This is a genomic window from Streptomyces sp. Ag109_O5-10 (assembly GCF_900105755.1).
Classification (GTDB): domain Bacteria; phylum Actinomycetota; class Actinomycetes; order Streptomycetales; family Streptomycetaceae; genus Streptomyces.
In genome coordinates this window covers 7,623,264-7,635,980 of record NZ_FNTQ01000001.1, presented here as the reverse complement: position 1 = coordinate 7,635,980, position 12,717 = coordinate 7,623,264, and the positions used below count along the sequence as shown (strand labels likewise).

Genomic DNA, 12,717 nt, shown 5'->3' with positions numbered 1-12,717 from the left:
AACTCGTGACGGCCCGATTTCGGGACGTCACCGCAGGTAAACCAGCGTCAACAGTACGTAAGACCTCGGTGAACCGGCCACTCCCGATGTGCGCTTCCCGTGGAGCCGCGAGTAATGTCCTCACCTGCACAGACTCATACCGCCCCTCGACATCGGAGGACCCGTTGTCCCGCTTCGCGCTCATCAAGGCAGTGCTCGGACCGATCATGCGCCTGATGTTCCGCCCCCAGGTGGAGGGCGTGGAGCACATCCCGGGGGACGGGCCGGTCATCCTCGCCGGCAACCACCTCACGTTCATCGACTCGATGATCCTGCCGCTCGTCAGCAAGCGGCAGGTGTTCTTCATCGGCAAGGACGAGTACGTCACCGGGAAGGGCTTCAAGGGCCGGCTGATGGCCTGGTTCTTCACCGGAGTCGGCATGATCCCGGTGGACCGGGACGGCGCGAGCGGTGGCGTCGCCGCCCTGATGACCGGCAAGCGGATCCTGGACGAGGGCCGGATCTTCGGGATCTACCCAGAGGGCACCCGCTCCCCCGACGGCCGGCTGTACCGGGGCCGTACCGGCATCGCCCGGCTGACGCTGATGACCGGCGCGCCGGTGGTCCCCTTCGCGATGATCGGCACGGACAAGCTGCAGCCGGGCGGCGCGGGCATCCCGCGGCCCGGCAAGGTCACCGTCCGGTTCGGCGAGGCCATGGAGTTCTCCCGGTACGAGGGGATGGACCGGGACCGCTACGTGCTGCGGGCCGTGACCGACTCGGTGATGGCCGAGGTGATGCGGCTGTCCGGGCAGGAGTACGTGGACATGTACGCCACGAAGGCGAAGGCCGCCTGACGGAGAGGGACGGCGCGGCACTCGTTCGGCGCAAGGGCGTGGACCGGTGGTCCGCGCCCTTCTGTCTGCCATCCGCCTGACGCCCGTTCGGCGTCCGCCTGCCGGTGGAATCTGCCCCGACACATCGCCCTTTCATTCACATTTACCGGCCATATGAGCACACAGCATGTCTTATTCAGACATGCAGAAACCTTCTCGGCGTACCCTGCTCCGTGCTCCGTTCGCTGCCGCCGGCGCCGGACTCCTCGCGGCATGTACCGACTCGGGCTCAGAACCCCGTTCCGGCCCGCAACACACGGCCGTCACCTCGGCGTTCGTCCCGCAGGGGCCCAAGGGGTTCGTCAACCCGTCGGACCCGGAGGTGCTCGCGGCCGAGCGGAAACGCGGGTCCGGCCCCGTCCGCATGATCAGGTTCACGGCGGCCAGGAGCATGCTGGACCTGGGCGGGCGCACGGTCCACAGCTGGGCGTACAACGAGTCGGTCCCCGGGCCGCTGGTGCGCGTCACCGCCGGTGACGTCCTCAGCCTGACCCTCTCCAACCAGCTGGCCGAGAAGACCTCGCTGCACGCGCACGGGGTTCGCCTGCGCTGCGACATGGACGGCGTCCCGGACCTGACCCAGCCGGCCATCGCGCCGGGCACGGACTTCATCTACCGCTTCGTCGCCGCCCACCCGGGCACGTACCTGCTCCACTCGCACGTCGGCATGCAGCCCGACCGGGCTCTCTACGCGCCGTTCATCGTCGACGACCCGAAGGAGCCGCTCGCCTACGACCAGGAGTGGGTCGTCGTCCTGGACGACTGGGTCGACGACATCGACGGCTCCAACCCCGAGCACGTGCTCGACCAGCTCAAGCCGGGCGGGTCCATGGCGATGCACATGGGGATGGGCATGGGCCCCGGCCCCGGAAGCCCGAGCCCGCACGGCTCGGCGCATGCCTCCCCGTCGCCGTCCAAGTCCGCGTCCAAGGGCAAGTCGAAGACGACGACCGGCCCCGACCGGGTGCTGCGCAACTCCCACAGCCAACTGCTGCACGGCGAGGGCGGCAACGTCGCCTACCCGCACTACCTGGCCAACGGGCGGCTGCGCACCGACCCCTCGGTCTTCCGCTGCCGCCCCGGCGACCGGGTCCGGATCCGGATCATCAACGCGGGCTCCGAGACGGCGTTCCGGGTGGCGCTCGGCGGCCACGAGATGACCGTGACCCACACCGACGGCTACCCCGTGCAGCACAAGAGGACCGACGCGCTGCTGATCGGCATGGCCGAGCGGTACGACGTCCTCGTCACCGTCAAGGACGGCGTCTTCCCGCTCGTCGCGCTCGCCGAGGGCAAGCCGGGCAAAGCGCTCGCGATCCTCCGCACCGACAAGGGGAGAAACCTTCCGGCGCCGGATGTCAGGCCGGCCGAGCTGGACCGCGAGATCGTGCCGGCGCGCCGCCTGCTGCCGGCCGAGTCCGTCGCCATGGACGACCGCGTCCCCGACCGTGACCTGCTCATCCGGATCACGGGCACGATGCAGAGGTACGACTGGGGCTTCGACCACAAGCAGTACGACGTGCGGCAGCGGCATGCGGTGCGGGCCGGCGAGCGGGTGCGGCTCACGCTCGTCAACGCGACCGACATGTGGCACCCGATGCATCTGCACGGGCACACGTTCTCGGTCACCGGGATCAGCTCGGCGGGGGCGCGCAAGGACACGACGATCGTGCTGCCGCACCGCAAGCTGGTGCTCGACTTCGACGCCGACAACCCCGGGTTGTGGATGCTGCACTGCCACAACCAGTACCACTCGGAGAGCGGGATGATGACGGTGCTCGGTTACCAGAAGTGATGCGGGGTGCTTCGGCGGTCCTGCGGGCGCGGGTGCGTCGTGGTTGCTCGCGCGGTTCCTCCCCCAGCCTTCGGCCGGGGGTGGCCCCAGCGCCCCTACGGGGCGCTCTCCAACCGTTGGTTCCGGAGCAGGAACCAGGCTGCCGCCGCCGTTGCCAGGAGGACCGCGGCGCCTGCGCCCGAGGCCAGGTGGAGGCCGTGGGTGAAGGAGTCGCGGGCCGCTGTCAGCATGTCGGCCGCCGCGGGTGCGGGCATGGTCCTCGAGGCCTCCAGGGCCGCGCCGAGTGATTCGTGGGCGGCGGCCGGGGTGCCCGGCGGGGCCGTGAAGCCGCGGTACACGCCCGTCACGATCGAGCCCAGCAGGGCGATGCCCAGTGCCGCGCCCAGTTCGTAGGCCGTCTCGGAGACCGCCGAGGCGGCACCGGCCTGGTCCTTGGGGACGCTGGAGAGGATGACGTCGGCCGTGACCGTGAAGGAGAAGCCCGCGCCGACGCCGACCACCAGGAGGGCGGCGCCGAGGACCGGGTAGCCGGTGGGCCGCGAGAGGGTGGTCAGGACCGCGAGGGCCACGCCCACGGCCGTCAGGCCGCCGGAGACCATCGCCCGTACCGAGTAACGGCGGGCCGCCCGGCCGGCCACCAGGCCCGCCGCCACCGCGCCGGCCGCGGCCGGGATCTCGGCGAGGCCCGCCTCGAACGGGTGCCTGCCCTGGACCAGTTGCAGGAACTGGGAGAGGAAGAACACCAGCCCCGACATGCCGAGCACGGTCAGCAGGTCGGCCAGGACCGCGCCGCTGAAGCCGCGGTTGCGGAACAGCCGCATGTCCAGCAGGGGCCTGGGCATGGTGAGCTGGCGGCGGACGAAGCCGTACAGGGCCGCGACACCGAGGAGGGCGGCGGCCGCGGTCACGCCGGTGAGGCCGTGGGTCGCGGCCTCCTTCACCGCGTACACGACGGCGATCATGCCGACCAGTGACAGGACGACGCTGCTCAGGTCCCAGGGGCCCGGGGCGGGGTTGCGCGACTCCGGGAGCGTCCGGAGGCCGACGAGGACCAGGACCACCATCACCGGCAGGTTGATCAGGAAGACCGAGCCCCACCAGAAGTGTTCGAGCAGGAAGCCGCCCACGATCGGGCCGACGGCCGTGCCGGCGGAGGCCGCGGCGCCCCAGATGCCGACGGCGAGGCTGCGCTCGCGCGGGTCGTGGAAGAGGTTGCGGATCAGCGCGAGGGTGGCCGGCATCAGGGTCGCGCCCGCGACGCCCAGCAGGGCACGGGCCGCGATCAGCATTCCGGGGGTGGTCGCGTACGCGTTCAGGACGGATATCGCGCCGAACGCCGTCGCGCCGACGAGCAGGATCCGTTTGCGGCCGATGCGGTCGCCGAGGCTGCCCATCGAGACCAGCAGGCCGGCGATGACGAACGAGTAGACGTCGCCGATCCAGAGCACCTGGGTGCCCGAGGGGTTGAGGTCCTCGCTGATGTAGGGGGTCGCCAGGCCGAGGACGGTCGCGTCGACGGCTACGAGGAGCACAGCGAGCACCAGCACCGTGAGCGCGGCCCAGCGGCCAGGCCGCCTCTCCTCCGCCTCCGCCGGGCGCGTCGGCCGCACGGTGCTGGTCATGGTTCCTCTCTTCGTCGTGCGCCGCCGAGCAACAGCTCGACGATCATGTGGGTGAAGTCCTTGGGGGCGACGCGGCCCTCGGAGACCGCCCAGGCGGCGGAGGCCAGCAGGCCGTACAGCGCCTCGGTGAGCCAGGCGGGCGTGAGATCGATACGGAACTCGCCGGTCTGCTGGCCACGTCTGAAGAGGGCCGCGATGCGGTCGTCGATCCGCGTCCAGCCCTGGTTCTGCCCGTCGCCCTCGAACAGCTGGTTCTCGGTGTAGAGGAAGGCGAGCAGACCGGCGGCCGGCTCGATCTCGCGGACCAGGCGGTGTACGGCGCCGGCAGCGGGCCCCTCGGCCAGGCGGGCCGCGTCGAGGGCCGCCTCGCACTCGGCGATGCCGAGCGCCTCCAGCGCGCGGACGAGCGCGTCGCGCCCGGCGAAGTGCCGGTGCAGGGTGGCCCGGCTGATCCCGGCGGCCCTGGCGACCTCGTCCATGGTCGCGGTGGATTTCCGGGTCAGCAGGGCGGCTGCGCTGCGCAGGACGTGGTCGCGATCGAGGGCCATGAGACAAGAGTAAACCAAGTGAGACATGCTTGTCTCACGCGCGGCGTACGCGTATCAAGGGCGGTGACCTGTGTGCAGATTTGTTGCGTTAAGTGCATTTCTGGGACGTTACGCCCGGTTCTGTGTCAGTGCCACGGCAGGCTGCCGCGGTGCTCCCAGTAGGCGCGCGGCTCCTCGGCCAGGGTGGCGAGGCGGCTGAGCTGGTCCGGGGCGAGGTCGACCACGGCCGCGTGGAGGTTGGAGGCGAGCTGGGCGACGGTCGCGGCACCGGAGAGGACGACCCCGGCCCAGGGCTGCCGGAGCACGACCGCGAGGGCGACCGCGTCGCAGCCCAGGCCGGTCTCCTCGGCCACGGTCCGCAGGGCGTCGGGGGCGTGCGGGGCGGCCAGCCTGCCGTTGGCCATGCCCTCCTTCACGATCACCGTGAGTCCGGCGTCGTGTGCCTCGGCGAGGGCCGGGCCCGCCGAGGTCTCCAGGGCGTTGTACGTCGACTGGACGGTACGGAAGAGGGGTTCGCCGTCGACCGTCACGGCGAGGGCGGCGCGGATCGCGTCGGCCTGGGCGGGGCCACTGGTGGAGAAGCCGACGGTGAGGCCGCCGGCCGCCGCTTCGGCGAGGCGGGCGTGGAGTTCCTTGTCGGTGAGGGCGGGGCTGTCCGGCGTCACCGAGTGGATCTGGTAGAGGTCGAGCCGGTCGCCGAGGAGCTCGGCGGTCTCGGCGCGCTGCCGGTCGTACGTCTGCGGGCTGTGGTCCTTGACCTCGTGCGTCTCGGCGTCCGCCGACCAGCCGGCGGTGTAGGTGTAGCCCCACTTGCTGCCTACGACGACGTCCTGGATGTCCGGGTGGGCGGTCAGCCAGTCGGCCAGGAACTCCTCGCTGCGGCCGTAGGAGCGGGCCACGTCGAAGTAGCGGACGCCCTGGGCGTAGGCGGCGTCCAGGAGTTCGTGCGTGCGCGTGCGGAGGGCGCCGACGCTGCGGTCCTCGCCGAGGTCGGCTTCGCGGCCGAGGTTGATGTAGCCGGGGCGGCCGACTGCGGCGAGGCCGAGACCGATGTGGGCGGTCGGCGTGGTCGCGGTCGCCAGGCGGGCGAAGGGCATCGCGGGCTCCGTTGGGGTCGGCTGCGTCGGGCTATTGACCAACGTAACCCGCGATGCCCTGTGGTTCGCCGTTCAGCTCGGGGGGGGTGTGGTGCGTCCGCGAGTGCGGGTGAGCGGGGGTCGCTCGCGCAGTTCCCCGCGCCCCTTGCGGGGCGCGGGGAAGTTCTACTTCTTCGCGTCGGCCCACTCGTGCTGCCGGGCCACGTCCGCCTTGACCTCGGTCAGTTGTACCGCGACCGCGCTCGGGGCCGTGCCACCGCGCCCGTTGCGGGAGGCGAGGGCGCCGGGGACGTTGAGGACCGTGCGCACCTCCGGGGTCAGGTGGGCGGAGATCTTGGCGAACTGGTCGTCCGTCAGCTCGTCGAGTTCCTTGTTCTCGGCCTCCGCCGCCTTGACGCACTCGCCGGCCACCTCGTGGGCGACACGGAACGGGACGCCCTGCCTGACCAGCCACTCGGCGATGTCGGTGGCGAGGGAGAAGCCGGCCGGGGCCAGTTCCGTCATGCGCTCGCGGTGGACGGTGAGGGTGGCCATCATGCCGGTGAAGGCGGGGAGCAGGACCTCCAGCTGGTCGCAGGAGTCGAAGACCGGCTCCTTGTCCTCCTGGAGGTCGCGGTTGTAGGCGAGCGGGAGGGCCTTGAGGGTGGCCATCAGACCGGTCAGGTTGCCGATCAGGCGGCCGGACTTGCCGCGGGCCAGCTCCGCGATGTCGGGGTTCTTCTTCTGGGGCATGATCGACGACCCCGTGGAGAACGCGTCGTGCAGGGTCACGAAGGAGAACTCCTTCGTGTTCCAGATGATGACCTCCTCCGCGATCCGGGAGAGGTTCACGCCGATCATCGCGGTGATGAAGGCGAACTCGGCGACGAAGTCGCGGGAGGCGGTGCCGTCGATGGAGTTCGCGGAGCTGCCGTGCTCGAAGCCGAGATCCTTCGCCACCGCCTCCGGGTCCAGGCCGAGGGAGGAGCCCGCGAGGGCGCCGGAGCCGTACGGCGAGACGGCCGTGCGCTCGTCCCACTGCCGCAGCCGCTCGGCGTCCCGGGTCAGGGACTGGACGTGGGCCAGGACGTGGTGGGCGAAGAGGACCGGCTGGGCGTGCTGCAGGTGGGTGCGGCCGGGCATCGCCAGGTCCGGGTGGGCCTCGGCAAGGCCGATCAGGGCGTCCTGGAGGTCGGCGATCAGGCCGCCGATGATGCGGGCGTGGTCCCGCAGGTACATCCGGAAGAGGGTCGCCACCTGGTCGTTGCGGGAGCGGCCGGCCCGCAGCTTGCCGCCGAGGTCGGGGCCGAGGCGCTCCAGGAGGCCGCGCTCCAGGGCGGTGTGGACGTCCTCGTCGGCGATCGTGCCGACGAAGGAGCCGTCGGCGACGTCGGCTTCGAGCCGGTCGAGGCCGACGATCATGCGCTGGAGTTCGTCCTCGGTGAGCAGGCCCGCCTTGTGCAGCACGCGCGCGTGGGCACGCGAACCGGCGATGTCGTAGGGCGCGAGCCGCCAGTCGAAGTGGACGGACGCGGACAGCTTCGCCAGGGCCTCGGCGGGACCGTCCGCGAAACGGCCGCCCCAGAGCCGTACGTCACCGCTGTTGCTGCTCACTTGCGTTGCTCCTAGAGAGGGTTGACGGGTAGCGCAGATCCTTGCAGATCTATGCCTGGTCTACGTCGGGCTGTGCCCGCAGATGGCGCTGCGCGGCGATCTTCGACGACAGGCTGTAGATGTCGATGAAGCCCTTGGCCGCGGCCTGGTCGAAGGTGTCGCCGGTGTCGTAGGTGGCGAGGTTGAAGTCGTAGAGGGAGGAGTCGGAGCGGCGGCCGGTGACGACCGCGCGGCCGCCGTGGAGCGTCATGCGGATGTCCCCGGTGACGTGCCGGTTCGCCTCGTGGACGAAACCGTCCAGAGCGCGCTTGAGCGGGGAGAACCACAGGCCGTCGTAGACGAGTTCGCCCCAGCGCTGCTCCACCTGCCGCTTGTAGCGGGCGAGTTCGCGCTCCACGGTGACGTTCTCCAGCTCCTGGTGGGCCGTGATGAGCGTGATCGCGCCCGGGGCCTCGTACACCTCGCGGGACTTGATGCCGACGAGTCGGTCCTCGACCATGTCGATGCGGCCGACGCCCTGGGCGCCCGCGCGCTCGTTCAGTTCCTGGACCGCCTGGAGGACGGTGACCGGCCTGCCGTCGATCGCCACCGGGGCGCCCGCCTCGAAGGTGATGACCACCTCGTCGGGTTCGCGCGGGACGGCCGGGTTTTGGGTGTACTCGTAGATGTCCTCGATCGGGCCGTTCCAGATGTCTTCCAGGAAGCCGGTCTCGACGGCGCGGCCGAAGACGTTCTGGTCGATGGAGTACGGGGACTTCTTGGTGGTCGCGATCGGGAGCTTCTTCGCCTCGCAGAAGGCGATCGCCCGGTCCCGGGTCATCGCGTAGTCGCGGACCGGGGCGATGCAGGTCAGGTCGGGGGCGAGGGCGCCGATGCCGGCCTCGAAGCGGACCTGGTCGTTGCCCTTGCCGGTGCAGCCGTGGGCGACCGTGCCGGCGCCGTGCTTGCGGGCGGCGGCGACCAGGTGCTTGACGATCGCCGGGCGGGAGAGGGCGGAGACCAGTGGGTAGCGGTCCATGTAGAGGGCGTTCGCCATGATCGCGGGGAGGCAGTACTCCTCGGCGAACTCGTCCTTGGCGTCGGCCACCTCGGCCTCGACCGCACCGCACGCGAGGGCGCGTTTGCGGATGACGTCCAGGTCCTCGCCGCCCTGGCCGACGTCCACCGCGACGGCGATGACCTCGGCGCCCGTCTCCTCGGCGATCCAGCCGATGGCGACGGAGGTGTCGAGACCGCCGGAGTAGGCGAGTACGACGCGCTCGGTCATGGGTCCCTCCTCACGTACACCCGCTCGCTATGCATGATTATGCAGAGCTCTGCATGATTCGTCAATCTGCCGGGGTTCGGCCGACCGATAGGAAAAAGGGTTGAACAAACGAAACCGCTTACCCGTACCCATCCCTGAACGCCGGCGCCGCGTTGGTAAACCCACCCCTGACCCAAGTGAGGCATCCGCATGTCCAGGGCTCTTCCGAAGCACAACAAGCGTCGTGTCGCGTTCATCGGCGGTGCCGCCGCCGTGGCACTCTCCGGCGCGGTCATCGCCGGTACGGCCCTCGCCGGTACGCCCGACAAGACCAGTGGCACCGGCAACGCGCGCACCCTCGCCGCCTCCCCCGGCACCATCACCTGCCCGGACGTCGCCTCCCGGCTCCCGGCGATCCCCGCCTCCGCGAAGGCCGAGGTCGACAGAAACCTCACGCTCCTCCAGACGCAGATCCAGGAGGCCGACAAGCGGCTGGCCGACACGGTGGGCCAGGGCGGACCGAACTTCGTGAACAACGCGATCCTCGGCCCCCTCAAGGACAAGCGGGTGGCGACCGTCAACCGGATCGCTACCGCGATCGGCCGTACGGCCGCCAAGCCGACCGGCCTGGACTCCCTGGCGCCGTGCACCCTCAACGCGACCGGGACGGGCACGAACACCGGCAGCGGCACGGCGACGGGCGCCGCCTCGGCCACGCCGAGCAAGGCGGCGGCCCAGCAGCAGTCCACGGGCACCGGCGGCACGAACACGAACACCGGTGCCGTCGGCTCGATCACCTGCCCGGACGTCGCCTCCCGGCTCCCGGCGATCCCCGCCTCCGCGCAGGCCGAGGTGGACCGCAACCTCACCCTGCTCCAGACTCAGATCTCCGAGGCCGACAACCGGCTCCGGACCACGGTCGGCCAGGGCGGCCCGAACTTCGTCCAGAACGCGATCCTCGGCCCCCTGGCGGACAAGCGGAAGTCGACCATCGACCGGATCGCCATCGCGATCGGCCGGACCACGGCCAAGCCGACCGGTCTCGACTCCCTGGCCGCCTGCACGCTCACCAAGTGACGTGACAGGCAGCTGTGGCCGCCCCGTGTACAGCGCCGGCCGGGGCGGCCACAGTGGGGCCTCATGGGAAAGACCTACGAACGCATCGACGGCAGGCTCCGCACGTTCATCGAGGAGCAGCCCCTGTTCTTCACCGCCACCGCCCCGCTCGCGAGCGACGGCACGGTCAACCTGTCCCCCAAGGGCCTCCGGGGCTCCTTCGCCGTACTCGACGAACTCACCCTCGCCTACCTGGACTTCGCCGGCTCGAACGCCGAGACCATCGCCCATCTGCGGGAGAACGGCCGCATCACCCTGATGTGGTGCGCCTTCCAGGGCCCCCCGAACATCGTGCGGGTGCACGGGCACGGCGAGGCGGTCTTCCGCGACGACCCGCGCTTCGCGGAACTCCTCACCCGTTTCCCGGACATCGACCCGTCCCTGCACGGCCTGCGCGCGGTCGTCGTCGTCCACGCCGAACTCATTCGCGACAGCTGTGGTTACGCGGTCCCCTACATGGCCTACGAGACGGACCGTGACCTGCACGGGAAGCGCTTCGCGCGCGAGGACGACGCCACGCTGAGCGCGTACTTCGAGAAGAAGGACCACATCGCGGTGAGCCTGGACGGCCTACCCGGGCTGCCGTTGCCGCTGCCTCCGTCTAGCGTCTGAGCCATGCGTCGAGGCGTTGTCATCACTCTTGTGTCCGCGTCCCTCCTGCTGCTCGGTGCGGCGCCGGGAGCCACGGACCCGCAGCCGCTGCCCGCTCAGCTGGCCGACACGGGCGGCGGCAGCCAGCTGATCACCGCGGAGGCGTCCGCGCCGAGCTCCACCTCGGGGACTCTCACCTGGTGGGAGCGCCGGGACGGGCAGTGGACGCAGGTGGGGTCGGCCGCCGCGCGGTTCGGGGCGAAGGGGCTGGTGGAGGGGGCCAAGCGGCAGCAGGGTACGAACACGACGCCGACGGGACTGTACGACCTTCCGTTCGGGTTCGGGCTGCAGGCGGCGCCGGCCGGGACCGCGGTCGAGTACCGGCCGGTGACGGCCGACTCGTGGTGGTGCCAGGACAACGACTCGGCCTCCTACAACCGCTGGGTCGAGCCGTTGCCCTCCGACTGCCGGGCCGCGGAGTCGGAGAAGCTGTCGTCGTACACGACGCAGTACGGGTACGCGCTGGTGATCGGGTTCAACTACGCGCAGCCGGTGCGGGGACGGGGGGCCGGGATCTTTCTGCATGTCAACGGCGCGGGGGCCACGGCGGGGTGCGTGTCGGTGCCGGAGGACGCGATGCGGAGGATTCTGCAGTGGGCGGATCCGAAGAAGTTGCCGCACATCGCCATCGGGACGACGGGCGGGGATACGGCTCTCACCCGGTATTGAGGTCGCGTTGCGCCGCAGGCGCTCCTAGGCGGGTGTCCCTGGCCGGAGCCGCACGGTGAACGTTGTCGCACCCGGGTGGCTCTCCAAGGTCACCGTCCCGCCATGCGCCTCCACCACCGCCGCCACGATCGACAGGCCCAGGCCCGCACCGCCGCCGGAGGCGTCCGGGCGGCGGCGGTGTTCTGCCCTGGTGAATCGTTCGAAGACGCCCGGCTGGATGTCCCTCGGGACGCCGGGGCCGTCGTCGTGGACCTGGAGGACCGCCTCCGTGCCGTCCGTCTCCAGGGTCACCGTGACCTTCGTGCCGTCAGGGGTGTGCAGGCGGGCGTTGGCCAGCAGGTTGGCCAGGACCTGCTGGAGGCGGTGGGTGTCGCCGGTCACCGTCACCGGTTCCTCGGGCAGGTCCAGGGTCCAGTGGTGGTCGGGGCCCGCGGCTCGCGCGTCCGTGACCGCGTCCAGGACCAGGTGGGTGAGGTCGACCGGGTCGTTCTCCAGGGGACGACCCGCGTCCAGGCGGGCCAGGAGGAGGAGGTCGTCGACCATCGCGCCCATCCGGGAGGACTCGGCGGCGATGCGCTCCAGGGCCCGGGTGACCTCGGGGGGTACCGGACCCGGGTGCAGCAGCGCCAGTTCCGCGTGGCCGCGGACCGAGGCGACCGGGGTGCGCAGCTCGTGGCTGGCGTCGGCCGCGAAGGTGCGCAGGCGTTCCTCGCTGGCGTGGCGCTTGGTGAGCGCGTCCTCGACGCGGCCCAGCATGCGGTTGAAGGCGGCGGCCATCCGGCCGACCTCGCTGCGGGGGTCGGACTCGGGGGCTCGGGAGGGCAGGGCCACCTCGCCGCTGGCGAGCGGGAGCTCGCTGACCCGGGTGGCCGTCGCCGCGACCCGGCTCAGGGGGCGCAGGGACCAGCGGACCCACAGGGCGCCGGCCACCCCGGCCGCGGTGAGGGCGAGGCCGAAGACGGCGGCAGAGACCAGTTCCAGGCGGTGCACGGTGGCACGGACCGGTTCCAGCGGCAGGCCGGTGACCAGGACGTCGCCGTCGCGGCCCGGCCAGGCCAGCAGCCGGTAGGCGCCGATCGAGTCGAGGCGGACCGTGTGGCCGCGGCCGTCCACCGGCAGTTCCGCGAGGGCCACGCGGTCCCGGGCCGTGACGGCGACGGTCAGGTCCGGGTCGTCTCCGGAGGGGACCAGGGCCGCGTTGGTGACCCGGCCCTCCAGCAGGCGGACGCCGAAGGTGCCGGCGGCCTGGCGGCGGGTGTCGCCGTGTTCGTCGCCGTCTTGGTCGCTCGGCTTGTACGTGCCGTGTTCGAGGGACTGCGGGAAGCTCGGGCCGGTCTGCTGGAGCTGCTGGTCCAGGCGGCCGGTGAGGAAGCCGTCCAGTTCCACCACGGCCGCGACGCCGACGGCCGCGCAGCTCACCGCGAGCAGCACGACCAGGCCCGCGGTGAGGCGGGCGCGGAGGGTGCGGAGACGGGGCAGGTGTAGCCGTCGTGGCAGATTCACGT

At 71.3% G+C, this 12,717-nt stretch carries 11 protein-coding genes; 5 read left to right on the top strand and 6 right to left on the bottom strand.

Annotated elements, in window-relative coordinates; genetic code table 11:
* Positions 1 to 164 precede the first annotated feature (164 nt).
* Together BLW82_RS34805 and BLW82_RS34800 are read left to right on the top strand one after the other, a co-directional pair.
* Positions 165 to 836, top strand: coding sequence for a lysophospholipid acyltransferase family protein (locus tag BLW82_RS34805; RefSeq protein ID WP_093505239.1), 672 nt, complete (start codon positions 165 to 167; stop codon positions 834 to 836).
* Positions 837 to 1,017: 181 nt separating this feature from the next.
* Positions 1,018 to 2,670 carry a multicopper oxidase family protein gene (locus tag BLW82_RS34800; RefSeq protein ID WP_093505237.1) on the top strand — a complete coding sequence of 551 codons (1,653 nt, stop codon included), beginning with the start codon at positions 1,018 to 1,020 and terminating at the stop codon, positions 2,668 to 2,670.
* Between the two features lie 95 nt (positions 2,671 to 2,765).
* On the opposite strand, the gene BLW82_RS34795 is transcribed toward BLW82_RS34800, so the two are convergent.
* The 5 genes from BLW82_RS34795 to BLW82_RS34775 form a co-directional block, all read right to left on the bottom strand.
* Positions 2,766 to 4,292 carry an MFS transporter gene (locus tag BLW82_RS34795; protein WP_093505235.1) on the bottom strand — a complete coding sequence of 509 codons (1,527 nt, stop codon included), beginning with the start codon at positions 4,290 to 4,292 and terminating at the stop codon, positions 2,766 to 2,768.
* Positions 4,289 to 4,840, bottom strand: coding sequence for a TetR/AcrR family transcriptional regulator (locus BLW82_RS34790; protein WP_256216049.1), 552 nt, complete (start codon positions 4,838 to 4,840; stop codon positions 4,289 to 4,291). Before BLW82_RS34790 ends, BLW82_RS34795 begins: the two co-directional genes overlap by 4 nt.
* A gap of 125 nt (positions 4,841 to 4,965) precedes the next feature.
* Complete coding sequence (locus BLW82_RS34785; protein ID WP_093505232.1) at positions 4,966 to 5,937, bottom strand: aldo/keto reductase; 972 nt, start codon at positions 5,935 to 5,937, stop codon at positions 4,966 to 4,968.
* Between the two features lie 165 nt (positions 5,938 to 6,102).
* The gene (argH, locus tag BLW82_RS34780; protein ID WP_093505230.1) at positions 6,103 to 7,530 is read right to left on the bottom strand and encodes an argininosuccinate lyase; all 1,428 of its coding nucleotides are present in this window, start codon (positions 7,528 to 7,530) and stop codon (positions 6,103 to 6,105) included.
* 49 nt (positions 7,531 to 7,579) lie between these two features.
* Positions 7,580 to 8,797 carry an argininosuccinate synthase gene (locus BLW82_RS34775; protein WP_093505228.1) on the bottom strand — a complete coding sequence of 406 codons (1,218 nt, stop codon included), beginning with the start codon at positions 8,795 to 8,797 and terminating at the stop codon, positions 7,580 to 7,582.
* Positions 8,798 to 8,986: 189 nt separating this feature from the next.
* On the opposite strand from BLW82_RS34775, the gene BLW82_RS34770 reads away from it, so the two are divergent.
* From BLW82_RS34770 to BLW82_RS34760, 3 genes are all read left to right on the top strand, one after another.
* Positions 8,987 to 9,853 (top strand): hypothetical protein, encoded by an 867-nt coding sequence (locus BLW82_RS34770; protein WP_093505227.1) that lies wholly within the window; start codon positions 8,987 to 8,989, stop codon positions 9,851 to 9,853.
* Positions 9,854 to 9,916: 63 nt separating this feature from the next.
* Positions 9,917 to 10,504, top strand: coding sequence for a pyridoxamine 5'-phosphate oxidase family protein (locus tag BLW82_RS34765; protein ID WP_093505225.1), 588 nt, complete (start codon positions 9,917 to 9,919; stop codon positions 10,502 to 10,504).
* 3 nt (positions 10,505 to 10,507) lie between these two features.
* Positions 10,508 to 11,212: a L,D-transpeptidase family protein gene (locus tag BLW82_RS34760; protein ID WP_093505223.1), complete on the top strand. Its 705-nt coding sequence runs from the start codon at positions 10,508 to 10,510 to the stop codon at positions 11,210 to 11,212.
* A gap of 24 nt (positions 11,213 to 11,236) precedes the next feature.
* Here BLW82_RS34760 and BLW82_RS34755 read toward each other — a convergent pair whose 3' ends face one another.
* On the bottom strand, positions 11,237 to 12,715 hold the full coding sequence (locus BLW82_RS34755; protein ID WP_093505221.1) for a sensor histidine kinase: 1,479 nt from the start codon (positions 12,713 to 12,715) through the stop codon (positions 11,237 to 11,239).
* Between the last annotated feature and the right edge of the window lie 2 nt (positions 12,716 to 12,717).

Coding starts and splice junctions, on each gene's coding strand:
- BLW82_RS34785 (WP_093505232.1), bottom strand. CDS start 5,937: ATGCCCTTCGCCCGCCTGGCGACCGCGACCACGCCGACCGCCCACATC.
- BLW82_RS34770 (WP_093505227.1), top strand. CDS start 8,987: ATGTCCAGGGCTCTTCCGAAGCACAACAAGCGTCGTGTCGCGTTCATC.
- BLW82_RS34760 (WP_093505223.1), top strand. CDS start 10,508: ATGCGTCGAGGCGTTGTCATCACTCTTGTGTCCGCGTCCCTCCTGCTG.
- BLW82_RS34790 (WP_256216049.1), bottom strand. CDS start 4,840: ATGGCCCTCGATCGCGACCACGTCCTGCGCAGCGCAGCCGCCCTGCTG.
- BLW82_RS34765 (WP_093505225.1), top strand. CDS start 9,917: ATGGGAAAGACCTACGAACGCATCGACGGCAGGCTCCGCACGTTCATC.
- BLW82_RS34795 (WP_093505235.1), bottom strand. CDS start 4,292: ATGACCAGCACCGTGCGGCCGACGCGCCCGGCGGAGGCGGAGGAGAGG.
- BLW82_RS34775 (WP_093505228.1), bottom strand. CDS start 8,797: ATGACCGAGCGCGTCGTACTCGCCTACTCCGGCGGTCTCGACACCTCC.
- BLW82_RS34800 (WP_093505237.1), top strand. CDS start 1,018: ATGCAGAAACCTTCTCGGCGTACCCTGCTCCGTGCTCCGTTCGCTGCC.